Below are 23,019 nucleotides of genomic sequence, written 5' to 3'. Positions count from 1 at the left end.
CTTACCCTGGTTTCATGGCGTTTGCTTCCGAACATCCCGTGGTCGCGCATTCCGAGTTTCGGCCGGTTGGTGACATCGAGCGCTCAGACGCGCGCTTCGAGGTCGTCAGCCCGTACGAACCGGCAGGCGATCAGCCGGCAGCTATCGCCGAGCTGGAGAAACGGATCAACGAGGGGGAGAAGGACGTAGTCCTCCTCGGTGCGACCGGTACCGGTAAGTCGGCCACGACTGCGTGGTTGATCGAGAAGCTGCAGCGCCCAGCTCTGGTGATGGCTCCGAACAAGACTTTGGCGGCTCAGCTCGCGAACGAGCTTCGGGAAATGCTACCCAACAACGCGGTCGAGTACTTCGTCTCGTACTACGACTACTACCAACCCGAGGCGTACATCGCCCAGACGGACACCTACATCGAGAAGGATTCGTCCGTCAACGACGATGTCGAGCGGCTGCGCCACTCGGCGACGTCCAGCCTTCTGTCACGACGGGACGTGGTCGTGGTGGCCTCGGTGTCGTGCATCTACGGCCTCGGTACACCGCAGTCGTACCTCGATCGCTCGATTCAGCTGGACGTCGGTGTGGAGGTACCGCGGGATGCGTTCCTGCGTCTGCTCGTCGACGTTCAGTACAACCGCAACGACATGGCGTTCACGCGAGGTTCGTTCCGCGTGCGCGGCGACACGGTCGAGATCATTCCGTCGTACGAAGAGCTGGCGGTCCGCATCGAATTCTTCGGTGACGAGATCGAGGCACTGTACTACCTCCATCCACTGACCGGTGACATCGTTCGCCAGGTCGACACGGTTCGTATCTTCCCGGCGACGCACTACGTCGCCGGCCCTGAACGCATGGAGCGTGCCGCCAAGGACATCGAGGCGGAACTCGAAGAGCGACTCGCCGAGCTCGAAGGCAAGGGCAAGCTCCTCGAGGCTCAGCGTCTGCGCATGCGTACGCAGTACGACCTCGAGATGATCAAACAGGTCGGATTCTGCTCCGGCATCGAGAACTACTCGCGCCACATCGACGGCCGTGGCCCTGGAACTGCCCCCGCAACCTTGATCGACTACTTCCCGGAAGATTTCCTTCTGGTCATCGACGAGTCGCACGTGACGGTTCCTCAGATCGGCGCCATGTACGAGGGCGATATGTCGCGCAAGCGAAACCTGGTCGAGTTCGGATTCCGGCTACCGTCGGCAACAGATAACCGCCCTCTGACTTGGGAAGAATTCAGTCAGCGGATCGGTCAGACCGTCTACTTGTCGGCGACACCAGGTAAGTACGAGTTGGGTCAGTCCGGCGGTGAGTTCGTCGAGCAGGTGATCCGCCCGACCGGATTGATCGATCCCGAGGTCATCGTCAAACCCACCAAGGGACAGATCGACGATCTCGTTCACGAAATCCGCGAGCGAGCGGAACGTGACGAGCGTGTGCTGGTCACCACGTTGACCAAGAAGATGTCGGAAGATCTGACCGATTACCTGCTCGAACTCGGTATTCGCGTCCGCTACCTGCACTCGGATATCGATACGCTCCGGCGAGTCGAGTTGCTCCGTCAGCTCCGCCTGGGGGAGTACGACGTGCTGGTCGGCATCAACCTCCTGCGTGAGGGACTCGACCTTCCCGAGGTGTCGCTGGTCGCGATTCTCGATGCCGACAAAGAAGGTTTCCTACGTAGCTCCACCAGCCTCATTCAGACGATCGGCCGAGCGGCTCGAAATGTATCCGGTCAAGTGCACATGTATGCGGACAAGATCACCGCTTCCATGGCGCAGGCCATCGAGGAAACCGAGCGACGACGCGAGAAGCAGGTCGCCTACAACGAGAAGATGGGCGTCGACCCACAACCTCTACGCAAGAAGATCGCGGACATTCTCGATCAGGTGTACGAGGAGGCAGAGGACACTGCGGCGTCCGTGGACGTCGGTGGTTCGGGTCGCAATGCGACGCGTGGTCGGCGTGCGCAGGGTGAGGCCGGTCGTGCGGTCAGTGCGGGTGTGTACGAGGGGCGCGACACCAAATCGATGCCTCGCGCCGAATTGGCAGATCTGGTCAAGGAACTCACCGATCAGATGATGAACGCTGCCCGCGACCTTCAGTTCGAGTTGGCTGGGCGATTGCGAGACGAAATCTCGGATTTGAAGAAGGAGCTTCGAGGAATGGACGCCGCGGGTCTCAAGTAGGTCGCCTCGCGTGCGTTCGTGCTTTCGACCGCTACGGTTTCAGGTATGGATGCACAGACTGCAGGCAAGACCGCGCGGACTCTCGAACTTCTCCATTCCTTGGCGTACTTCGTCCCGGAGACGGAGAAGGAACTTGTCGGCGTCGGGTTGGAGCCTGGCCGAATGGTGTACTTTGCCGGGCGATCAGCTCCGCTCGGCGCTCCACCCGCGACTGTCGTCACGGCCACCTTCTTCAACTTCAATCCTGAATTGATCGCCAGTGTCATCCCACGTGCCTGGGAATTGGCAAGGCCCACAGAGGTTGTCGCCGCGCGGTATCGGGCAATCGACGCGGCGTACGTCCGCCTGTTCGGTGCAGACGTGACAGGATCGGCGGACATGGCCGAGGCCGCCGAACTCGTGTCGATCGCTGCCCAGAACATTCCTGGAGTGGACGGCCGCCCTCTGTACGCGGGTTGGGCGTCGCTCGACTGGCCGGCCGAGCCGCACCTGCGTTTCTGGCACGCGCTGACACTGCTGCGTGAGTATCGCGGTGACGGCCACATTGCGGCCCTTCAGACCGCGGGATTGAACGGCCTGGACGCGTTGATCACGCACACCGCGACGGGAATCGGGTTTCAGCGCAAATTCGCGCAGACTCGTCGCGGATGGTCGCAGGAACAGTGGGACGAGGCCGTCGAGAGTTTGAAGGACCGCGAACTGCTGGATCGTTCGTCCGGTGCGCTGACCGAGGACGGGCAGGACTTGCGTGACGTCGTCGAAGACCTGACGGACGACCTCGCTTTGGCTCCGTGGGATGCGCTGGGTGAGGAGGGTGCCAAGCGGTTGCTGGAATTGGCGACGCCGTGGCGTACCGCCCTGGTCGAGCAGGAAGTATTTCCGGCGGCGCTGTTCGGGCCCCGCTTCGGCAAACTTCGCTGAGTGGTCACCACCGAACAAATGTGTCTGTGACGAAGAATCACATTCACTGTGGGCTTGTGGCGTGTACTGCAAATAACACTATCCGCGGCACAATCCCGCTAATGTCAGCGCAGCGGTTGTCGAGCGGGCGCAACAGCGTTGCGCCCGGTGCCGGCCGTACCGTCCGTCCCGTAACCATGGAGGAATGAATGAGTGCCTACCGGACCGTTGTCGTAGGAACCGATGGCTCCGAGTCGTCACTGAAGGCAGTCGACAGAGCTGCCGCCATTGCCAGTGGCTCGGACGCTCAGCTCGTCATCGCGTGTGCGTACTACCCGGCTGATCCCAAGGACGTGAGCGCTGCCGCTGATGCGTTGGGTAACGAGGCCTACCAGGTCACCGGTTCCGCTCCGACCTACGAGATCCTTCGCACCGCTCGTGAGCGCGCACATGCCCAGGGGGCAAAGGATGTTGTCGAGCGCGCCGTCGTCGGCGCTCCCGTCGAATCGCTTCTCGCTTTGCTCGACGAGGTGAAGGGCGACTTGCTGGTCGTCGGAAATCGCGGATTGAACACGTTGACCGGGCGTCTACTCGGATCGGTGCCTTCCGATGCCGCTCGCAAGGCGACGTCCGATGTCCTGATCGTGCACACCGTTCGCTGAACTACCGGCAGTAGTCGGCCTCGGCCGCATCGACGAACACTTCAGCCAGCTGATCGGCGCTGGGGGGTGTTGTCGATGCGGCCGAGCCGTTTCCGGAGGTGACCATTGGTTCGCTTGCTCCGTTCAGCGATACCGCCCGCAGATTCGCGATGATCATCGCTCGATCCGTTCCGGCCGCGAGCTGCTGGCAGACGCCGTCACCGAGCGCCTGCAACATGTCGTCGGAAAAGGCGGGCGTGACCCCGGTAGACGCAAGCGCCGCCCGCAGCCTTTCTGCCTCGTCTACCGGTTTTTCGGTCGGTGCGGCAGCAACAGCAGCGATGTCGTCGCTGCCGGCAGCAGCCGTCGAACTCGAATCATCCTCTGAGCAACCGGCTGTCACCGCCGCAAGCATCCCGACGCCGATCACCACGCGAGCGATCTTGCGGATGGGTGCGGCGGAACTTGCGGGCAGGCCAAGCACGAGGGGTCATTCCTTCAGTCGTCGACACAAATTGGAGTGACACCACCATTCGTGGTGTCACGCACGAACCTACTCCGTGATGCTCACGAATCGAAGGCCAACTCTGCTGCTTCGACGCCGTCGAGAACCGAGGGGAGCGACTCGACGTGAATGATGCCGAGCCTCTGGGTAGCGCGGGTCAATGCGACGTAGAGGTCGTTCATTCCGCGTGGTGACTCGTCGAGAATGTCGGCAGGTTCGACGATCAACACTGTGTCGAACTCGAGTCCCTTGACGTCCTTGACGGACAGGACGCTTACGGTGTCACTCGCAATGCCCGCCAGATCGGCAACGACCTCGGAACCGGCGATCACTGCGGTGATACCGGGATGCGACTCGGACTCGATGCAACGGCGCACGGTCGATTCCAATTCTTCGGCCGTGGTCTTGAGCGCCCACGGCGCGAATCCGCTGTCGCGTACCGACCGGGGCACGGATTGCTCCGGGTCGATCTCTTCGAGCACACGGTGCGCGACATCCATGATCTCCGAGGGAGTTCGGTAGTTGACGGTCAGTTCGGTGAGCTTCCAGCGCTTGGCGACGTAAGGCTCGAGAATCTTCTGCCAGGACGAAGTTCCCGCGGGATCACCGGTCTGAGCTGTATCGCCGACCAACGTCATCCAGCGATTCGGTATGCGCCGCATCAGCATTCGCCACGCCATTTCGGAGAGCTCTTGGGCTTCGTCGACGATCACGTGACCGTAGGTCCAGGTTCGGTCGCCGGCAGCGCGTTCTGCCGTGGTCTGGCGCTGGCCCTGATCGTGGCGTTGGGCGAGTTGGCTGGCGTCGATCAAGTCGTACGCCATCAAGATCTCGGGATCCATCTCGTCTTCGAGATCCTGTGGTGCAGACCCGGTGAGGATGTCGAGGGCGCCCTGGGCGTCGGCGATCTGCGCGCGCCATTCACGTTGTGCGCGTTCGCGTTCGGCGGCGTCGTCGACGCCGAGAATCTCGGCCAGTTCGTCGAGCAGGGGAGCATCGGCCGCACTGAAACCCGGTCCGACGCTCTGCAGAAGCTCGTCGCGTTGGGCGTCGTCGAGTTGCGGTGCTGCCTTGGCCAACCTCGCCGGCGACGTCCACAGTTCCGCGAGGATTTGCTGCGGCGACAATTCGGGCCACAGCTTCGCGATGGCGGACATGATGTCCGGGTCCTCACGCATCTCGTCGCGAATGTCGGCGATGTCGTCCCGACTGAGGAGTGACCCACCGTCGACGAGGTTTCCGCCGATGAGTTCGGCCATCTGCAGTGCCAACGCCTCGACGACTGCTGCCACGAAGATCGGGCGCGCCAGGTTGTGTGGGCGACGCGACGACCGAGCACGCCCGCGCGCCTTCGTGACAGTCTTTCGATCCAGCTTCAAGTCGTACGTGTCGAATCGAAGGGTAATCGGCTTCGACGGAACTTCCTGCCGATCCCGGACGGCGTTCTTGAGCACGTCGAGGATCGCGAGGGAACCCTTGATCTCACCGGCGGCGAGGGAATCCGTACGAGTCGCACGCACTCCGGGGTACAGGTCCCCGATCGTCGAGAGTAGAACTCCGGTCTCACCGAGTGAAGGAAGGACCTGGCTGATGTAGTCGAGGAACGTCGCGTTCGGCCCGATGATGAGAACACCGGCCTTGGCCAGTTGCTGGCGGTAGGTGTAGAGCAAGAAGGCGGCACGGTGAAGGGCGACTGCGGTTTTGCCGGTACCCGGACCGCCCTGGACGACCAAAACGCTCTTGTGCTCGGAGCGGATGATGGCATCCTGCTCACTCTGAATGGTCTCGACGATGTCGTTCATCTGACCCGTACGCGCTGCGTTCAGAGCGTCCAGGAGAGCGCTCTCACCGGCGACGCCGCCGGCTTCGGTCACCACGCCTGCGGCGCGGGCCGCGTCGAGGTCCAGGTATTCGTCGTTGATGCCGGTGACTGTGCGGCTCCGACTGCGAATATGGCGTCGCCGCTTCACGCCCTCGGGTGCCGCGGGCGTCGCCAGATAGAACGGGCGTGCCATCGGAGCTCGCCAGTCGAGGAGCAGCGTTTCGTAGTCGTTGTCGGTGTCCAGGATTCCCAGTCGGCCGACGTAGCGTCGCTCGTCGTCGAAGTCGATGCGTCCGAAACACATTCCGTTCTCGGCTGCGTCGTACTTGGCGAGATCCTCGGTGTACATGGCGTTGAAGGATTCGCGTTCGCTGCGTGCTTGCGGGGTTCCGCCGGTCTCGAGGAGGACCGTGCTCAAGCGAGTTTGGGCATACTTTCGAAGATCGTCGAGACGGGAGTACAACATCGTCACGTACTGCTGCTCGAGCTCTTGCTCGTTCAGTGACGGGTCCGCGTCGGGCAAAGGATCTCCTAGGCTTGATGAGAAATTCACGCGCTGCAAAAGCGCCAAGACAGTCTAGTTCCCCCAGATGAACTGCCGCATAGATACAGGTCAGGCCACCCGAAGGTGGCCTGACCTGTCTTTCGGTGCACTCAGTGCGTCAATTCGTCCTTCTTGGCGCGAGCCTTTTCGAGCGCCTTCTCTGCGCGCTTGCGAGCACGCTTACCCAGCACCTCGGTCTGCTCCGACGCCGTTTCGGCCCACTCGTTGCTCTTCTCGAGGGCGAGTTCGGCGAACTCCGAGCTGCGCTTGCTCGCCAGCTCTGCCAGTTCGGCGCTGCGCTCGCGTGCGGTCTCGGCCAGTTCGGAGCCGCGCTTCTGCGCGACTTCGAGGATGTCCGGGCCGCGTTCCTTGGCGACCTCTCCGAATTCCGCGGCTCGCTTGCTCGCGATCTCCGCGAACTCGGAGCTGCGCTCCTTGGCAAGTTCGAGCCAATCCGTGCCGTGTGCCTTCGCGGTTTCGGCAAGTTCGGAACCGCGTTCGGACGCCACCGACAGAGCGTGTTCGACGCGATCGCTCGTGTGATCGGTCTGCGATGCGACCAATGGAAGTGCTGCGGCGATAGACGCCTGGGCCTTCTTCGCGGCGCGGCGGCCACGCCAGCCGAGCGACGGCTTGCCCTCGGTGTCGACGGAGGCGATCATCAGTCCGCCGAGCAAGCTGACGTTCTTGATGAAGTTTGTGCGCTGCATCGCTCGCAGTGACGGATCGGTTTCGTTCCAGAAGTCGTGACCGGCAAGCGTGGTCGGTACCAGGCTCCCCGCGAGCACCAACGACGCGAGCCGCGGCGCCTTGCCGGTGGCCAGCAGGGCACCGCCGCCGATCTGGACGGCGGCGTTGATCTTGACGAGTGTTTCCGGATCAGCAGGCACCTTCTGCGTCACTGCTCCTGGCAGCGTCTCGACGGATTTGTCGATCAGCGGTGACGCTTTGGCTGCTCGCTGAGCGGGGTTGCGCAAAGCATCGATTCCCCCGGCGATGAAGATCGTGGAAAGCAGTGGACGAGCAATTCGACGTACCAGCATGTTTCAAGCCTCCCGATGTAGGTTCGTTTTCCACCCTAGCGATCTCACAAGGAATTGGTCCGGTTCGGCGATCCCGGCACGCCTGACCCGGTCGCCGGATTCCTGGTCGCCGAAGCGCGCTGTACTGCGACGATGACTTCTCCACTGATCCGGACACACCGTTCTGAAGTATCCGTTACCGTTTGTCCGCTTACGGCGTGTTCGTGGTTGCCGCACGTGCGCACGTCGATGGTTCGGACGAAGCGCCCACCTAGTTGAGGCGCAAGGAATCGTGTCTGCAATAGATTGTGGGTCATATGGTGCACACTGTTTCTGTGGCGCAGTGGGACACATTAAGAGTGACATTGGTCGAGGTCAACGATTCGATTCATCTGACCTGGCAGGAACTTGAGTCAATCGTCGGTGAGCTACCGCCGTCTGCATCGAGGTACCGAGCTTGGTGGTCGGGCGATCGTCCTCACGTTCGAATGTGGCAACGAGCGGGGTTCAGCGTGGCCAGCCTGGAACTGGGGCAGGAAGTTACTTTTGTTCGTGCAGAACGAGTTCAAGCGGCTACTTCAACATCTGACCGGTATTCTCCGGCCGCGACTGTGCTGGCTTTGGGAGCCGGCACAGACAACAACGTCGCCCGGCCGGATCTCCTTCTTGTCACGTGTGTCAAGTCGAAGGGATCCGCGCCCGCCGCTGCCAAGGACTTGTATGTCTCGGCGCTGTTCAAAAAACAACGCGCGTATGCAGAAAGCAAGCGTGTTCCCTGGTTCGTCCTCTCCGCAGAGCACGGACCTGTGGCCCCAGATTCGTGGATTGCACCGTATGAGCGGTACTTGCCGGAAATGCCCGCCGCCTACCGCGCAGCGTGGGGATTGTGGACCGCGGAACGTCTCGAATTATTGGCGGGTCCCCTACAAGGCAAGGTCATCGAGATGCACGCGGGCGCTGCCTATGTCGACGCGGCGAAAGCGGCGCTGAGCTCCAAGGGAGCCACGGTGACTACTCCACTCGAAGGGCTCGCGTTGGGCGAGCGACTCGCGTGGTATTCGTCAGACCCGGAGGTGCTCGATGAGTCTTACCACGGGTCGGGTGAATTCTTCCCGAGCGGCACCGCATCATTCGTCGCGATGCTGCTGGACGAGTCACGTTCGATCACCCCCTCTGAGTTGCTTGAGAGCAAGCGCGAGGAGCTACAGTCGCCTGGTCTCTATAGCTGGTGGGTTGACCAGGACGGCGCATCTGACCTGACTGATGGTCTCGAACTACTGGTCGAACCCGGACTGATCTACGCAGGACTGGCTGGTGCGACCCGATGGCCGAGTGGGAAGCGTTCGGCGAACACATTGTGGACTCGTGTCTGTGGCATGCACCTTGGCGGCAATCACGAATTCTCGACATTTCGAAAGACACTAGGGTCGATTCTCGCCCACGCCGCTGAAAGCCCACGAATCGATGAGGCGTATCTCACCTCGTGGATGAAGGAGCACCTAAAGGTCATCGCGATTCCTAGTGATGATCCCGACAATCTCGGATCCCTTGAGCACGATGTACTGGCAGATATCGACCCTCCGCTGAACCTGAAGGGGATGGCCATATCACCTGTACGTTCGCGGCTGAAAGAACTCCGACGCGACATCCGATAAACGCTCACATAAGACCAACCAAAACCTGACACTTCACCAACCGCGCTCGCGCCATTCCGCCAGGTGCGGGCGCTCGGCGCCGAGCGTCGTGTCCTTGCCATGCCCGGGGTAGACGACGGTCGCGTCGTCGTACCTTCCGAACAGCTTGTTTTCCACGTCGTCGAGCAGAGAAGTGAACTTCTCGGGGTCGGCGGTCTTGCCTACTCCGCCGGGGAAGAGTGAGTCGCCGGTGAAGAGGTGAACCTGTCCGCTCGGTTCGGTGAGAGCCAGCGCGATGGAGCCGGGCGTGTGGCCGGACAGGTGAATGACGTCGAGGCTCAAGTTGCCAACGGTCACCTTGTCGCCGTCTTCGAGGAGTACGTCCGGGGTGACGGGAAGGACCTCTGCGTCGAGGGGGTGCGCGGCGGTCGGCACCTTGGTTGCGGCGTGAACGTCTTCGAGGGCCAACCAGTGATCGCCGTGCTGGTGGGTGGTGACGATGGAATCGAAAACAGGTGCTTCCTGTTCGATGAGCGCGATGATCTTCTCGGCTTCGTTGGCCGCATCGATCAGGAGAGATTTCCCGGTCGTGGAACAGGCGACGAGGTAAGTGTTGTTGTCCATGGGGCCGACCGACATCTTCGTGATGACGGCGCCTTCGACTGTGCGCCGCTGAGGGGCAGAATCGGGGGAGACCTGACCGGTGTAGGAGTCGTCGATCACGATGGGCTGATTCGTCATGAAACGCAGGCTACCTTCGAATAGGGGCAGGTAGAGCGATGGGCTCGCCTGGTGAGAAAAACGTGTCGGTGGCTCGGCCTACGATGACGATCGCTCGAGGACTCGCGTTTGCGAGGCCACTCGAGACTTCTCCGGGGGGACGGCCCCGGACGATTGACAATGAAGGGAATTGGTGTGGCGGATCGCCTGATCGTGCGGGGTGCGCGTGAGCACAATCTGCGAGGAGTCGATCTCGACCTCCCGCGAGACAGCCTGATCGTCTTCACCGGGTTGTCCGGCTCCGGCAAGTCCAGCCTCGCGTTCGACACGATCTTCGCCGAAGGTCAGCGCCGCTACGTCGAGTCGCTCTCGGCATACGCGCGTCAGTTCCTCGGTCAGATGGACAAGCCGGATGTGGACTTCATCGAGGGATTGTCTCCTGCGGTGTCGATCGACCAGAAGTCGACCAACCGCAACCCCCGTTCGACGGTGGGCACCATTACCGAGGTCTACGACTACCTCCGACTTCTCTATGCCCGCGCAGGTTCGGCGCACTGCCCGGTGTGTGGTGAGAAGATCGCACGTCAGACGCCCCAGCAGATCGTCGACCAGGTGCTCGAGATGGAGGAGGGCATCAAGTTCCAGGTCCTCGCACCAGTGGTCCGTACTCGTAAGGGCGAGTTCGTCGATCTCTTCGATCAGCTCAACACCCAGGGCTACTCGCGAGTGCGCGTCGACGGTGTCGTCCATTCGCTGGCCGATCCGCCGAAGCTCAAGAAGCAGGAAAAGCACGACATCGAAGTAGTGGTCGACCGATTGCAGGTCAAGGCGAGTTCGAAGCAGCGCCTGACCGACTCGGTCGAGACCGCACTTCGCTTGGCTGAAGGCATCGTGGTCCTCGACTTCGTCGACCGTGAAGAAAATGCACCTGATCGTGAGCGTCGTTTCTCCGAGAAGTTGGCCTGCCCGAATGGCCACGCACTCGCGATCGACGATCTCGAACCGCGCTCGTTCTCCTTCAACTCGCCCTACGGCGCCTGCCCGGAATGCACTGGCCTCGGTATCCGCAAGGAGGTCGACCCGGATCTGGTGGTTCCCGATCCCGACCTGAGTCTCGAAGACGGAGCGATCGCGCCGTGGTCGATGGGCCAGAGTTCGGAGTACTTCGGACGGTTGCTCTCCGGCCTCGGCGACATTCTCGGTTTCGACATGAAGACGCCGTGGAACAAGTTGCCGGCGAAGGCCCGTAAAGCAATCCTCGAAGGCAGCGAGGAGCAGGTTCACGTCCGGTACAAGAATCGGTACGGCCGTACCCGTTCTTACTACGCGGAGTTCGAAGGTGTGATGCCGTTCCTGCATCGCCGGCTCGAGCAGACCGAATCGGATCAGATGAAGGAACGGTACGACGGGTACATGCGCGACACGCCGTGCCCGGCGTGTGGTGGTGCTCGCCTGCGCCCGGAAATCCTGTCGGTAACTATCGCGGCTGGGGACTTCGGCAGTAAGTCCATCGCCGAGGTCTGTGAACTGTCGATCTCCGATTGCGCGGACTTCTTGAACAGCCTCACTCTCGGTTCGCGCGAAGAGGCGATTGCGGGTCAGGTCCTCAAGGAAGTTCAGGCACGACTCGGGTTCCTGCTCGACGTCGGCTTGGAATACCTTTCCCTCTCGCGTGCCGCTGGCACGTTGTCCGGTGGCGAGGCCCAGCGAATCCGCTTGGCAACGCAGATCGGTTCCGGACTCGTCGGCGTGCTGTATGTACTCGACGAGCCGTCCATCGGCCTGCATCAGCGTGACAATCGACGACTGATCGAAACCCTGACGCGCTTGCGCGACCTCGGCAACACGCTGATCGTCGTCGAGCACGACGAAGACACGATCCGCACGTCCGACTGGGTAGTCGACATCGGACCGTACGCCGGCGAGCACGGCGGCAAGGTCGTCCACAGCGGACCGTACGAAGAACTGCTGACGTGTGAAGAATCTCTGACCGGCGCCTACCTGTCGGGTCGTAGCTTCATCGAGGTTCCGGCCATTCGTCGGCCGGTGGATCGCAAACGCCAGGTCACGGTCGTCGGAGCTCGCGAGCACAATCTCGACGGCATCGACGTGAGTTTCCCGCTGGGTGTTCTCACCGCTGTCACCGGTGTCTCCGGTTCGGGCAAGTCGACGTTGGTCAACGACATTCTCGCGACCGTCATGGCGAACAAGCTCAACGGTGCACGCCAGGTGCCTGGGCGTCACACACGAATCAACGGTCTCGATCAGCTGGACAAGCTCGTGCAGGTCGATCAGTCTCCGATCGGCCGGACTCCGCGATCGAATGCGGCGACGTACACCGGTGTGTTCGACAAGATTCGAACCCTGTTCGCGGCCACGACGGAAGCGAAAGTCCGCGGTTACCAGCCCGGCCGATTCTCGTTCAATGTCAAGGGTGGACGCTGCGAGGCGTGCTCCGGCGACGGAACCTTGAAGATCGAGATGAACTTCCTGCCGGACGTGTACGTGCCCTGCGAGGTATGCCACGGCGCTCGGTACAACCGCGAAACGCTCGAGGTCCACTACAAGGGCAAGTCGATCGCCGAGGTACTCGACATGCCTATCGAGGAAGCAGCCGAGTTCTTCCAGCCGGTCACCTCAATTCACCGGTACCTCAAGACGCTGGTCGACGTCGGCCTGGGCTATGTCCGACTGGGTCAGCCGGCTCCGACTCTGTCCGGTGGTGAAGCGCAGCGCGTCAAGCTCGCCGCCGAATTGCAGAAGCGGTCCACCGGTCGCACGGTGTACATCCTCGACGAGCCCACCACGGGTCTGCATTTCGAGGACATCCGCAAGCTCCTGATCGTGATCAACGGTCTGGTGGACAAGGGCAACAGCGTGATCGTGATCGAGCACAACCTCGACGTGATCAAGACGTCGGACTGGGTCGTCGACATGGGGCCCGAGGGTGGATCCGGCGGCGGAACCGTTGTGGCGCAAGGTACGCCGGAGGACGTTGCCGCGGTCCCCGAGAGCTACACGGGCAAGTTCCTCAGTGAGGTTCTCACCGCACAGCACGCGCCGGTCAAGGCCAAGCCGATCACCAAGAAGCGTGCGACGAAGGCAGTTGCCGCAAAGAAGGCGGCGCCACGGAAGAAAGCTGCTTCCGTGAGCTAGTAGAAGGTGAGCAAGTAGAAGTCGGTCAGTGATGCCGGGTCGGAATCCGATCCGGCATCACTGCTTTGTCGATCAGGAAGCGGCGGCCTCGAGGATCACCTGGGCGACCTCTTCGGGGCGCGACCACATCGGCCAATGGCCGGTCGGGAGGTCGACGTACGTCACGGGGAGTTTCGCCAGTTCGGCGGCCATCGGATGACCTCCGTCGGCCATCTGGGCGATCACCGCGGAGGGGAAGGTGCTGCAAACGACGGTTGACGGCACCTGGTAGCGCTTTTCGTTCGTCAGGACAATCGGCTCACGCGCGGGCCCAGCCGGTTCGGGGACCGCGTTGGCGCGGAACGTCTCCAGAGCTTTCTCGTCGAGTCCTTCGAGGCTGCTGCCGTCCGCTTCGAGCTCTGCCCACGTGGGGAGCGGAATCTCGATGACATCGGAAGCCAGATCCGGTCGCAGCGCTGCGCCGTCGGGCATGGGGCCCGAGTCGACGTAGACGATCCGAGCGACGCGATCCGGGATGCGATCGGTGACGGCGTACCCCGCCGGGCCGGCGCCGCTGTGTACGACCAAGACCGTGCGCTCGTCGGAGTCCGATACGGCGTCGACGACTGCACGGACGTGAGCGTCGAAGGTGACCGCTGATCGATCTGTGTCTACTGCGTCGAGCCCGGGCAGTGTCAGGCTGGTCACGCGGGTGTCGGAACGTTCGAGGTGTGGGAGTACTGCATCCCAAGCCCATGAACCGAGCCAGAATCCGGGAACAAGAACGATGTGAGTTTTCATGTACTTACAGTGCACCCGGGTTGGTGACAGCAGAGTGTCACCAATTATGTCACCGTTTGGTATCGGAATCTGAGACACTGGTGAACGTGAATCGAGCTGCGAGATTGCATGCTCTCGTCGAGGAACTTCGGCGACAGGGCGATCGAGGGACTACGTGCTCCCGATTGTCCGAGGAATTCGGTGTCACCACCCGGACGATCAAGAGGGATATCGAGACGCTGATGATGTCGGGTGCGGCGATCGAAGCGCGCTCAGGTCCCGGAGGTGGATACCGACTCGTGGGTCGCGCCACGCTGCCGCCGGTGAATTTCACTGTTCCGCAGGCAGTTTCGATCGCGTTGGCCTTGACGGCGATGGGTGATGCTCCGTTTGCGCCGGATGGGCGAGCAGCGCTGGCGAAACTGCTCGATGTGATGGACGAGGAGAGTCGTCGCAAGGTCGCCGAGCTCGGTGGCCGCGTGTGGATTCGCGGTGACGGCGGGGCTCTGACGGATTCGCGCGCGAACCGGCAGGCCGTCGAGCAGGGTCTCGAGCAGAGTCGCGTCGTGTCGTTGCACTACGTGGATGGGGACGGTGCGGAGACGGTGCGGGCAGTTGAGCCGCACATTCTGGCGCAGGACCGTGGGCAGTGGTTTCTCATCGGCTGGTGTCGCCAGCGCGACGCGGTGCGGTGGTTTCGACTCGATCGAATGCGTCGGGCCACGCTGACGAACGATCACTTCACACCACGCGATTCGACCGTCTTCGGGCAACCGCCCGAAGACGCTCGGCCTGTTTCTCCCCGTAGGTGAGTGACTCAGTCGATCATGTTGCGGGCTGCGGCAACGGAATCCGTGATCAGTTCGGTCAGGGCGGTCACATCGACGTCGCTCAGCCGTTTGACGTACAGGCAGCCCTTGCCGATTTTGTGCTTGCCGAGGCGAGCGAGCGTGTCGGTGTAGTCGTCGAAGTTCAGCGACAAGTACAACGTGAGCGCGGTGGCCCTGGGGGAGAACCCGATCAGTGGGGTGTCACCTTCGTGGCCACTCGCATATCGGTAGTGCCGTGCCCCGAATCCGATGATGCTCGAGCCCCACATGACAGCAGGCTCGCCGGTTGCGGCCGACAGCAGGGAGATCAGCTCCACGGCGTCGGCGCGTTTGCGGTCGTCGACGCGTGAAATGAATGCGTCGACGTCCTCGGGCGTCGGTTGAGTCTTGTTGGCGGTTGCCAACTCAGTAGACCGGACCGGTGAACTTCTCGCCCGGTCCCTTTCCTGGCTCGTCCGGGTGCGAGGACGCCTCACGGAATGCGCGCTGCAGGGCTTGGAGGCCTTCACGGATGGGTCCGGCATGAGGGCCGAGGTATTCGACCGACGCAGTCACGAGTCCGGCAAGTGCCGTGATGACTCGACGCGCTTCGTCGAGGTCCAGGTAGGGGCTGGAAGACGGATCGGCGTCGGAGAGGCCGAGTTTTTCGGCAGCCGAACTCATCAGCATCACTGCAGCACGGCTGATGACCTCGACCGCGGGAACTTCGGAGAGTTCGCGGACGTCGGGGTTCGCGCCGTCGGTGTTCTGTTCTGCCTCGAAGTTCTCACTCATGGATGTAAGGATTCCATCAGGCCGTGACGGTGTTGAATCGGGCCTCTCCCGGCAGCACTGGGAGCGGCACCGATTTCTTTCATCTGTGGCGACCTGTTACTCTTGTTGTAACGACCGCCTCCGACTTGTTCGGGGGCAGCAAGTGGAGTCCGACTCCCACCTCTGCGCGGCAGGTGAAACTGCAGTTCAGTGGTTCCGGTCACCTGTTATCGGAGATCATTCTTCGTCAGGTTCCTCGCTCAGTCGAGGAGATAGGTTTCGGCGTGAGCTGGATCTTATGTGATCGGTCGACATCGGGCCCCGCGGATGAGCAATCATCACAGCGGGGCTTTTTTGTTGGGGTGCGGGCGGTACGGGCTGCGTGCGGTCATGAAGACCGCACCGTTCAACCTAGGAGGCCCCATCAGCACTGAGACCCGCATCAACGATCGTATCCGCGTTCCCGAGGTTCGTTTGGTCGGACCTGGCGGCGAACAGGTAGGCATCGTGCGTGTTGAAGATGCACTCCGCTTGGCCCTTGAGGCCGACCTCGACCTGGTCGAGGTAGCTCCTGACGCCCGTCCACCGGTCTGCAAGATCATGGACTACGGCAAGTTCAAGTACGAGGCTGCACAGAAGGCACGTGAGTCACGTAAGAACCAGCAGCTGACGGTCATCAAGGAGCAGAAGCTCCGACCCAAGATCGACGACCACGACTACGAGACCAAGAAGCGCAACGTCGTTCGCTTCCTCGAAGCCGGTTCCAAGGTCAAGGTCACGATCATGTTCCGCGGACGTGAGCAGTCACGCCCCGAACTCGGCTACCGCCTTCTGCAGCGTCTGGGAGCAGACGTCGCAGATCTCGGATTCGTCGAAACCTCGGCAAAGCAGGACGGCCGAAACATGACGATGGTCCTGGCACCGCACAAGGGCGCCAAGACTCGTGTCAAGGCGCAGGAGAGCGCTCAGGCGCCAGTGGCTCAGGCTGCTCCGCGTCCGGCTCCGGCCGCACCGGCTTCCAGTGAAGCAGCTCCGGAAGCACCGGCGACCGGCGATGCCGCTCCCGAGGCTCCGGCCAGCTAGTCGATTTCCCAAGATCCACCACGTAACAAGAACTGAGGACTCCATGCCCAAGATGAAGAGCCACAGCGGCGCCTCGAAGCGATTCAAGGTGTCCGGCAGCGGAAAGCTCATGCGCCAGAAGGCCGGCCGTCGCCACCTTCTCGAGCACAAGTCCAGCAGGGTTACCCGTCGTCTCGACGGTGTCGCTGTTGTCAGCCCTGACGACGCTCCGCGCATCAAGCGCATGCTCGGCATCTGAGTCGCCCCCTTACTGACCACCCGGGGCCGTACTTTCAGCCCCTAGATTGACAGGATTTTTCAAGTGGCACGCGTAAAGAGGGCGGTCAACGCCCAGAAGAAGCGTCGTTCAATTCTTGCTGCATCCAGCGGCTACCGTGGACAGCGTTCGCGTCTGTACACCAAGGCCAAGGAGCAGCAGCTCCACTCGCTCACCTACGCGTACCGCGACCGTCGTGCGCGCAAGGGCGAGTTCCGCAAGCTGTGGATCACGCGTATCAACGCTGCAGCTCGTGCAAACGACATCACGTACAACCGCCTCATCCAGGGCCTGCGTCTGGCAGAGGTCGACGTCGACCGCAAGATCCTGGCTGAGCTCGCTGTCTCCGATGCCGAGGCCTTTGCCGGCCTGGTCGCACTCGCGAAGGCCGCTTTGCCGGCTGACGTGAACGCTCCTGCCGGAGAAGCAGCCTGATTCACGCATCACAGCAACGGCCCGTGGACCCGCTCACCGAGCGGACTCCGCGGGTCGTTTCTGCTGTCAAGCTCCTGCGCACAGCAGAACGACGCAAAGCAGGACGTTTCCTCGTCGAGGGCGAGAACTCGGTCACCGAACTGTTGAACGGTGCACTCTCGAATGGCGAGGCCCGCCCGGTACACGACCTCTTCTACACCGAGGACGCAGCCGAGCGCTATCAGCACGTCATCGATCGGGCGCTGACCGCTGGAGTTCGTGTTGCTCTTGTGACCGATCGAGCAATCAAAGCTCTGAGCGATACCGTCACGCCGCCCGGACTCGTTGCCGTCAGCGATCTACTGGATGTACCGCTGAGCGCAGCCGTCCATCAGGAGACCCGCCTGCTCGCAGTGCCGGTCGAGGTCAACGAACCAGGTAACGCGGGCACCGTCATTCGCATCGCCGACGCAGTGGGTGCCGATGCGGCAATCCTCGCCGGCGACAGCGTCGATCCGCACAACGGCAAGGTCGTTCGTTCGTCGGCGGGCAGCCTCTTTCACCTGCCAGTCGTCCGCGATCGAGACACGGTGTCGGTGATCGAGCAGATTCGCGCAGCCGGCATTCAGATTCTCGCGACTGCAGCTGACGGCGAGGTCGATCTCGACGAGGCCGACGAGTTGCTGAGCAAGCCGACGGCCTGGCTGTTCGGTAACGAAGCGCACGGTCTCGATCCGGCGATCGCCGCCCAGGCTGATCATCGGGTGCGGATTCCGATCCATGGCCGCGCCGAAAGCCTGAACCTCGCGACAGCGGCGGCAATTTGCCTGTACGCAAGCGCACGGGTGCAAAATCGCACCACCGATCACGGCTGAAAACGCACGCGAAGACCTCACGGAATCCCATTTGCGGAAGCCTGAGACAATACAAGAGCAGAGACAATGCTCGAGCGAGTTCGAATGCTCGCTCGCAGTACAAGAAGTAAGCAGTACAAGAAGCACGCAGTACGAGAAGTAAACCGAGAAGCGACAGGAGCGTCACAGCCGTGGCCAAAAATGAGGGCGCGACACCGCCGGAGGTCGACGCGAGTGTACTCACCGAAGAGGCGTTGACCGCTGCGGCTGAGAACGCCGAGAAGGCGCTGGCGGACGCCGCCGACCTGGATGCGCTGGCGCACGTCAAGGTGGAGCACCTGGGGGACAAGTCCCCGATCGCCCTCGCTCGCCGGGGACTCGGCAGCCTTCCGGGCAAGGAAAAGGCGGACGCCGGTAAGCGCGTCAACATCTTCCGCACTCGGATCAACAACGCGTACGACGCTCGTCGTGAGGTCCTCCTCGCCGAGCGTGACGCCGCGGTGTTGGTTGCCGAGGCAATCGACGTCACTCTGCCCTCCGATCGCCACCCCGTCGGGGCGCGTCACCCGATCAGCCTGATTTCCGAGCAGGTCGCCGACGTATTCGTCGCGATGGGTTGGGAAGTTGCCGAGGGTCCGGAGGTGGAGACCGAGCACTTCAACTTCGACGCGCTCAACTTCTTGCCGGATCACCCTGCCCGCACGATGCAGGACACCTTCCACCTGGCACCCGAGAACTCTCGCCAGGTGCTGCGTACCCACACCTCGCCGGTGCAGGTCCGCACGATGCTCTCGCGTGAGGTACCGATCTACGTGGTGTGCCCGGGCCGCACGTTCCGCACCGACGAACTCGATGCGACGCACACGCCTGTCTTCTCGCAGGTCGAGGGCCTGGCCGTCGACAAGGGCCTGACCATGGCCAACCTGCGCGGGACTCTCGACGCGTTCGCTCGTGCCCTTTTCGGCCCCGAGACGCGTACCCGTATGCGCCCCAATTACTTCCCGTTCACGGAACCGTCGGCCGAGGTCGACGTCTGGTTCGCGAACAAGAAGGGCGGCGCAGGCTGGGTCGAGTGGGGCGGCTGCGGCATGGTCAACCCGAACGTTCTGCGCGCCAGCGGTATCGATCCCGACGAGTACTCGGGTTTCGCATTCGGCATGGGCCTCGAGCGGACCCTGCAGTTCCGCAACGGTATCCCGGACATGCGCGACATCGTCGAAGGTGACGTCCGTTTCACGCTGCCCTTCGGTGTCGCAGGCTGACCGATCCGGTCCGCGGAACCTTCACAAAGACTTATCGACAAACGAGAGAGCTGAGCAGACGTGCGAGTAGCGCAATCCTGGCTGACCGAGATCCTGCAGCGGGCAACTCCCAACTGGGAGGTGACCCCGGAAGAGCTGGACGCCGGGTTCGTCCGGGTGGGACTCGAAGTCGAGGAACTCGACACACTCGAGGCGATCGACGGCCCGTTGGTCGTCGGCAAGGTCGTCTCCATCACCGAACTGACCGAGTTCAAGAAGCCGATCCGCTTCTGCCAGGTCGAGGTCGGCGAACCCGAGCCCCGTGGCATCGTCTGTGGCGCGCGCAATTTCAACGAGGGTGACCTCGTCGTCGTTGCGTTGCCCGGCGCGGTGCTGCCCGGCGGATTCGAAATCGCCACTCGCAAGACGTACGACCAGGTGTCCGACGGCATGATCTGCTCCGTCTCGGAACTCGGTATCGGCAAAGACCATTCGGGCATCTTGGTGCTCGAGCCTGGTACCGCCGAACCCGGCGCAGATGGCAACGAGTTGCTCGGTCTCGGTGACACGATCATCGAACTGAACATCACCCCGGACCGTGGCTACTGCTTCTCGGTCCGCGGTCTCACGCGAGAGCTCGCGTGCGGCTTCGATCTCGAATATGCCGATCCCGCTTCGGTTCCCGCGCACCCGGCTGAGGGTGAAGCCTGGCCGGTGCGCCTCGAACCGGAGTCCAAGGCTTCGCGTTTCGTGATGCGGAAGATCACGGGTATCGATCCGCAGGCAGTGAGCCCGTGGTGGCTGCAGCGTCGACTTCTGCTCTCGGGTGTTCGCCCGATCTCGCCGGCCGTCGACGTCACCAACTACGTGATGCTCGAACTCGGTCAGCCTCTGCACGCGTTCGATGCGACCTCGGTGCAGGGCGACCTGGTGGTCCGTCGCGCCAAGGCGGGGGAGAAGCTGACGACGCTCGACGACGTCGAACGCACGCTCGATCCCGAAGACGTTGTCATCGCCGACGATTCCGGAGTCATCTCGCTGGCTGCCGTCATGGGCGGCGCAACCACCGAGGTGGGAACGGCAACGACGGACATCCTCCTCGAAGGAGCTACTTGGGATCCGCTCGCAGTCTTCAAGACGGCGCGCCGGCACAAGCTGCCGAGTGAGGCGAGCAAGCGTTTCGAGCGCGTCGTCGATCCGGCAATTCCGCTCGCGGCCGTCGACCGCGCAGCCGCTCTGCTGGTCGAGATTGCCGGCGGACGGATCGAACCGGTCCTGACCGACGTGGGCGATGTTGCCCCTCGCGCTGCCATTCGCATGGATATCGACCTGCCCGACCGTGTCGCCGGAGTCACGTACCCCAACGGCACCGCAGCTCGCCGCCTCACCCAGGTTGGCTGCAACGTCGAGGTCGGCGTCAGCGAAGAAGGACACGGCCAGTTGGTCGCGACGCCGCCGTCGTGGCGTCCGGACCTGGTGCAGCCTGCGGACCTCGTCGAGGAAGTTCTTCGCCTCGAAGGTCTCGAGCAGATCCCGTCTGTTCTTCCCGCCGCTCCGGCCGGACGTGGGTTGACTCCGTCGCAGCGGCGAAAGCGCACGGTCTCGAAGGCCGTGGCTCACGCCGGTTACGTCGAGGTCCTTCCTCCGGTCTTCCTGCCGACGAACGTCTTCGACGTCTGGGGCCTCGACGCGGATGATCCGCGCCGCAACACCAGCAAGGTCCTCAACCCGCTCGAAGCCGATCGTCCGGAGTTGGCGACCACGCTGCTCCCGGGTCTGCTGGAGATCCTGGCTCGCAACGCTTCTCGCGGTCAGCGTGATCTGTCGCTGTACGGCATCGCGCAGGTCGTCCTGCCGGGCCCCGACACCAAGCCGGTGGATGCATTGCCGGTGGATCGTCGCCCGACGGACGAGCAGATCGCGAACCTGATCGCGTCGTTGCCGGCACAGCCGGTGCACATCGCTGCAGTGTTGAGTGGTTTGCGTGAGCCGAGCGGCCCCTGGGGTCCTGGCCGTCAGGCCGAGGCTTCGGACACTTTTGCAGCAGTGCGGGTCATTGCAGCTGCAGCAGGCGTCGAGGTGGAACTGCGTGCGGCGCAGTACCTGCCGTGGCATCCCGGCCGTTGCGCCGAGGTTGTCGTTGACGGCACCGTAGTCGGTCATGCGGGCGAACTGCATCCGGCTGTTCTCGAGCGTGCGGGATTGCCTGCGCGCACTTGTGCACTGGAGATCGACCTCGACGCTTTGCCGTTGGTCGAGAACCTGCCGGCGCCGCGCATTTCGCCCTTCCCCGCAGTGCTCCAGGACGTGGCGGTTGTTGTCGATCGCGATATTCCGGCAGCCAAGGTGCAGGAAGCTCTGCGTTCCGGCGGCGGTGAGCTTCTCGAAGACATCCGCCTCTTCGACGTCTTCGAGGGCGAGCAGGTCGGTGAAGGCCGCAAGTCGCTCGCGTTCGCATTGCGATTCCGTGGTGTCGACCGGACGCTGACCGAGGACGAGGCCAGTGCCGCGCGCGATGCAGCGGTCGAGGCTGCCTCCAAGGCCGTCGGTGCGCAGATGCGCGGCTGATTTCCTCAACTGATCACAGAGCCCACGTCCATCCCAGGTGGTCGTGGGCTCTGTCGTGTTATCGGCTTTTCGACTGAGGTGAATCGGAAAGCCACACATCTGGCGCAACGGTGTCCGTCCGTCGCCCTTGCTGGTCGAGCACGTGGCCGAGCAGTTTGCGCAGATACAGCACGATAGATCGTTCCGTGACGCAAAGACCCGGAATCTCCTTGCGCAGACGAGTTTCAAATGCATCGAGTTCTGCAGGAGAATGCAGCCACAACTGAACCACCAGGTTGTCGGGGCCGACTACAGCGAAGCAGTTTCGAACTTCCGACGCCCGACTCAGCACTCGTCCCGCCGTATCGAGAAGCTCGGGTTCGACGCGGCACCACAAAGTGGCGAGCACGGGAAGGCCGGCCAGCGGCCGCGCGAATTCACACCGCAGCGCCACCAACCCCGAAGACGTGAGCCGGTCGATCTGGCGTTTGCACGCAGCGGGACTGACACCGATCGCGTCGGCCAACTCCTTCATGGGAGTGCGCCCGTCGTAAGCGAGCTTCGTCAGAACCTTGCGATCCTGTTCGGATATCCCGGTCGGCCGAGCGCGCACGGCAGGACGGTTTTCGCTGGTGGTCAGCACACCCTTCTCGGACGGTGCCAGCGCATTGAGTCTCCATCGCCCACCTTCGGTGAACCAGCGTGTGATGATCGAGGTTCGTGTCGCCAGTACACCGTCGATCGTTGCGACGTCTTCCGAGATGAAGCGCGACATCGACGCCAGATCCGCGGTACCGGCTGTGACGAGCAGATCTGCTCTGCCCGTTGATGCTTCGATGGTCACGGCGTGGGCCGAGCGAGTCAACCGTGCCGCGATGGTGTCGAGAAGAGCAGGTGAGCAATCGATTTCGATGATCGCTGTGACGATGCTGCCCAGCACCTGTGGCCCTGGAGTGACCGTGACCCAGGCCAACGACGATTCGGAGAGTTGATTCCAACGACGGGCGAGAGTCGCGGCGTCGAGTTCGAGTGGTTCGGCCAACGAAAGCCACTTCGATCGCGGTGCGAGCTGGAGTGCATTGATTATCCTCAGATCGATTTCATCTATCCTGCGACCGTTGCCGGCATCTGGTGCGCTCATAACGTCATTATCCGGCATAT

Annotated in this window: 20 protein-coding genes; 12 read left to right on the top strand and 8 right to left on the bottom strand. The window is 62.5% G+C overall.

Annotated features, from left to right (window positions below):
* Nucleotides 1-14: 14 nt before the first annotated feature.
* The 3 genes from uvrB to V3587_RS18345 all read left to right on the top strand — a co-directional run bounded on the left by uvrB (nucleotide 15) and on the right by V3587_RS18345 (nucleotide 3,739).
* Nucleotides 15-2,177 carry an excinuclease ABC subunit UvrB gene (gene uvrB, locus V3587_RS18355; RefSeq protein ID WP_007728743.1) on the top strand — a complete coding sequence of 721 codons (2,163 nt, stop codon included), beginning with the start codon at nucleotides 15-17 and terminating at the stop codon, nucleotides 2,175-2,177.
* Nucleotides 2,178-2,222: 45 nt separating this feature from the next.
* Nucleotides 2,223-3,098, top strand: a complete 876-nt coding sequence (locus V3587_RS18350; RefSeq protein ID WP_007728746.1) for an SCO6745 family protein — start codon at nucleotides 2,223-2,225, stop codon at nucleotides 3,096-3,098.
* 188 nt (nucleotides 3,099-3,286) lie between these two features.
* Nucleotides 3,287-3,739: a universal stress protein gene (locus tag V3587_RS18345; protein WP_003944055.1), complete on the top strand. Its 453-nt coding sequence runs from the start codon at nucleotides 3,287-3,289 to the stop codon at nucleotides 3,737-3,739.
* A 1-nt stretch (nucleotide 3,740) separates the two neighbouring features.
* Here V3587_RS18345 and V3587_RS18340 read toward each other — a convergent pair whose 3' ends face one another.
* The 3 genes from V3587_RS18340 to V3587_RS18330 form a co-directional block, all read right to left on the bottom strand.
* On the bottom strand, nucleotides 3,741-4,202 hold the full coding sequence (locus V3587_RS18340; protein WP_003944104.1) for a DUF732 domain-containing protein: 462 nt from the start codon (nucleotides 4,200-4,202) through the stop codon (nucleotides 3,741-3,743).
* A gap of 83 nt (nucleotides 4,203-4,285) precedes the next feature.
* Entirely contained in the window at nucleotides 4,286-6,568 is a 2,283-nt protein-coding gene (locus V3587_RS18335) for a HelD family protein (protein WP_283377409.1), read from the bottom strand.
* A 131-nt stretch (nucleotides 6,569-6,699) separates the two neighbouring features.
* Nucleotides 6,700-7,632 (bottom strand): DoxX family protein, encoded by a 933-nt coding sequence (locus tag V3587_RS18330; protein WP_003944048.1) that lies wholly within the window; start codon nucleotides 7,630-7,632, stop codon nucleotides 6,700-6,702.
* Nucleotides 7,633-7,928: 296 nt separating this feature from the next.
* Here V3587_RS18330 and V3587_RS18325 point away from each other — a divergent pair, with 296 nt between their 5' ends.
* The gene (locus tag V3587_RS18325; RefSeq protein WP_442973149.1) at nucleotides 7,929-9,266 is read left to right on the top strand and encodes a DUF6884 domain-containing protein; all 1,338 of its coding nucleotides are present in this window, start codon (nucleotides 7,929-7,931) and stop codon (nucleotides 9,264-9,266) included.
* Between the two features lie 33 nt (nucleotides 9,267-9,299).
* On the opposite strand, the gene V3587_RS18320 is transcribed toward V3587_RS18325, so the two are convergent.
* Entirely contained in the window at nucleotides 9,300-9,986 is a 687-nt protein-coding gene (locus tag V3587_RS18320) for an MBL fold metallo-hydrolase (RefSeq protein ID WP_054187410.1), read from the bottom strand.
* Nucleotides 9,987-10,160: 174 nt separating this feature from the next.
* Here V3587_RS18320 and uvrA point away from each other — a divergent pair, with 174 nt between their 5' ends.
* Nucleotides 10,161-13,121: an excinuclease ABC subunit UvrA gene (uvrA, locus tag V3587_RS18315; RefSeq protein WP_024487477.1), complete on the top strand. Its 2,961-nt coding sequence runs from the start codon at nucleotides 10,161-10,163 to the stop codon at nucleotides 13,119-13,121.
* Nucleotides 13,122-13,193: 72 nt separating this feature from the next.
* On the opposite strand, the gene V3587_RS18310 is transcribed toward uvrA, so the two are convergent.
* Entirely contained in the window at nucleotides 13,194-13,901 is a 708-nt protein-coding gene (locus tag V3587_RS18310; protein ID WP_283377407.1) for an alpha/beta fold hydrolase, read from the bottom strand.
* 80 nt (nucleotides 13,902-13,981) lie between these two features.
* Between V3587_RS18310 and V3587_RS18305 the strand changes: the two genes are divergently transcribed.
* On the top strand, nucleotides 13,982-14,692 hold the full coding sequence (locus V3587_RS18305) for a helix-turn-helix transcriptional regulator (protein ID WP_047270467.1): 711 nt from the start codon (nucleotides 13,982-13,984) through the stop codon (nucleotides 14,690-14,692).
* 5 nt (nucleotides 14,693-14,697) lie between these two features.
* On the opposite strand, the gene V3587_RS18300 is transcribed toward V3587_RS18305, so the two are convergent.
* Both V3587_RS18300 and V3587_RS18295 read right to left on the bottom strand, forming a co-directional pair.
* Entirely contained in the window at nucleotides 14,698-15,114 is a 417-nt protein-coding gene (locus V3587_RS18300) for a DUF1801 domain-containing protein (RefSeq protein ID WP_030536732.1), read from the bottom strand.
* A gap of 1 nt (nucleotide 15,115) precedes the next feature.
* Nucleotides 15,116-15,484, bottom strand: coding sequence for a DUF1844 domain-containing protein (locus V3587_RS18295; RefSeq protein WP_007736262.1), 369 nt, complete (start codon nucleotides 15,482-15,484; stop codon nucleotides 15,116-15,118).
* Nucleotides 15,485-15,853: 369 nt separating this feature from the next.
* Here V3587_RS18295 and infC point away from each other — a divergent pair, with 369 nt between their 5' ends.
* The 6 genes from infC (at nucleotide 15,854) to pheT (ending at nucleotide 21,879) form a co-directional block, all read left to right on the top strand.
* Complete coding sequence (infC, locus tag V3587_RS18290; protein ID WP_003944008.1) at nucleotides 15,854-16,546, top strand: translation initiation factor IF-3; 693 nt, start codon at nucleotides 15,854-15,856, stop codon at nucleotides 16,544-16,546.
* Between the two features lie 43 nt (nucleotides 16,547-16,589).
* Nucleotides 16,590-16,784, top strand: a complete 195-nt coding sequence (gene rpmI, locus V3587_RS18285) for a 50S ribosomal protein L35 (RefSeq protein WP_003944043.1) — start codon at nucleotides 16,590-16,592, stop codon at nucleotides 16,782-16,784.
* Between the two features lie 63 nt (nucleotides 16,785-16,847).
* The gene (gene rplT, locus V3587_RS18280) at nucleotides 16,848-17,237 is read left to right on the top strand and encodes a 50S ribosomal protein L20 (protein WP_003944011.1); all 390 of its coding nucleotides are present in this window, start codon (nucleotides 16,848-16,850) and stop codon (nucleotides 17,235-17,237) included.
* 23 nt (nucleotides 17,238-17,260) lie between these two features.
* Nucleotides 17,261-18,091 (top strand): TrmH family RNA methyltransferase, encoded by an 831-nt coding sequence (locus tag V3587_RS18275; protein ID WP_166502320.1) that lies wholly within the window; start codon nucleotides 17,261-17,263, stop codon nucleotides 18,089-18,091.
* 170 nt (nucleotides 18,092-18,261) lie between these two features.
* Nucleotides 18,262-19,332, top strand: a complete 1,071-nt coding sequence (gene pheS / locus V3587_RS18270; protein WP_003944109.1) for a phenylalanine--tRNA ligase subunit alpha — start codon at nucleotides 18,262-18,264, stop codon at nucleotides 19,330-19,332.
* 60 nt (nucleotides 19,333-19,392) lie between these two features.
* On the top strand, nucleotides 19,393-21,879 hold the full coding sequence (gene pheT / locus V3587_RS18265; RefSeq protein WP_283377406.1) for a phenylalanine--tRNA ligase subunit beta: 2,487 nt from the start codon (nucleotides 19,393-19,395) through the stop codon (nucleotides 21,877-21,879).
* 58 nt (nucleotides 21,880-21,937) lie between these two features.
* On the opposite strand, the gene V3587_RS18260 is transcribed toward pheT, so the two are convergent.
* Entirely contained in the window at nucleotides 21,938-22,999 is a 1,062-nt protein-coding gene (locus V3587_RS18260; protein WP_283377405.1) for an Lrp/AsnC family transcriptional regulator, read from the bottom strand.
* Nucleotides 23,000-23,019 lie beyond the last annotated feature (20 nt).

This window comes from Rhodococcus sp. IEGM 1306, from assembly GCF_036541985.1.
GTDB classification, from domain to species: Bacteria; Actinomycetota; Actinomycetes; order Mycobacteriales; family Mycobacteriaceae; genus Rhodococcus_F; species Rhodococcus_F qingshengii.
This window is presented reverse-complemented; position numbering and strand designations above follow the sequence as displayed.

What these genes read in the sequence shown, in the direction of transcription:
- uvrB (WP_007728743.1), top strand. Translation starts at nt 15, where the DNA reads ATGGCGTTTGCTTCCGAACATCCCGTGGTCGCGCATTCCGAGTTTCGG.
- V3587_RS18350 (WP_007728746.1), top strand. Translation starts at nt 2,223, where the DNA reads ATGGATGCACAGACTGCAGGCAAGACCGCGCGGACTCTCGAACTTCTC.
- V3587_RS18345 (WP_003944055.1), top strand. Translation starts at nt 3,287, where the DNA reads ATGAGTGCCTACCGGACCGTTGTCGTAGGAACCGATGGCTCCGAGTCG.
- V3587_RS18330 (WP_003944048.1), bottom strand. Translation starts at nt 7,632, where the DNA reads ATGCTGGTACGTCGAATTGCTCGTCCACTGCTTTCCACGATCTTCATC.
- V3587_RS18325 (WP_442973149.1), top strand. Translation starts at nt 7,929, where the DNA reads ATGGTGCACACTGTTTCTGTGGCGCAGTGGGACACATTAAGAGTGACA.
- V3587_RS18320 (WP_054187410.1), bottom strand. Translation starts at nt 9,986, where the DNA reads ATGACGAATCAGCCCATCGTGATCGACGACTCCTACACCGGTCAGGTC.
- V3587_RS18310 (WP_283377407.1), bottom strand. Translation starts at nt 13,901, where the DNA reads ATGAAAACTCACATCGTTCTTGTTCCCGGATTCTGGCTCGGTTCATGG.
- V3587_RS18295 (WP_007736262.1), bottom strand. Translation starts at nt 15,484, where the DNA reads ATGAGTGAGAACTTCGAGGCAGAACAGAACACCGACGGCGCGAACCCC.
- infC (WP_003944008.1), top strand. Translation starts at nt 15,854, where the DNA reads ATGAAGACCGCACCGTTCAACCTAGGAGGCCCCATCAGCACTGAGACC.
- rpmI (WP_003944043.1), top strand. Translation starts at nt 16,590, where the DNA reads ATGCCCAAGATGAAGAGCCACAGCGGCGCCTCGAAGCGATTCAAGGTG.
- V3587_RS18260 (WP_283377405.1), bottom strand. Translation starts at nt 22,999, where the DNA reads ATGAGCGCACCAGATGCCGGCAACGGTCGCAGGATAGATGAAATCGAT.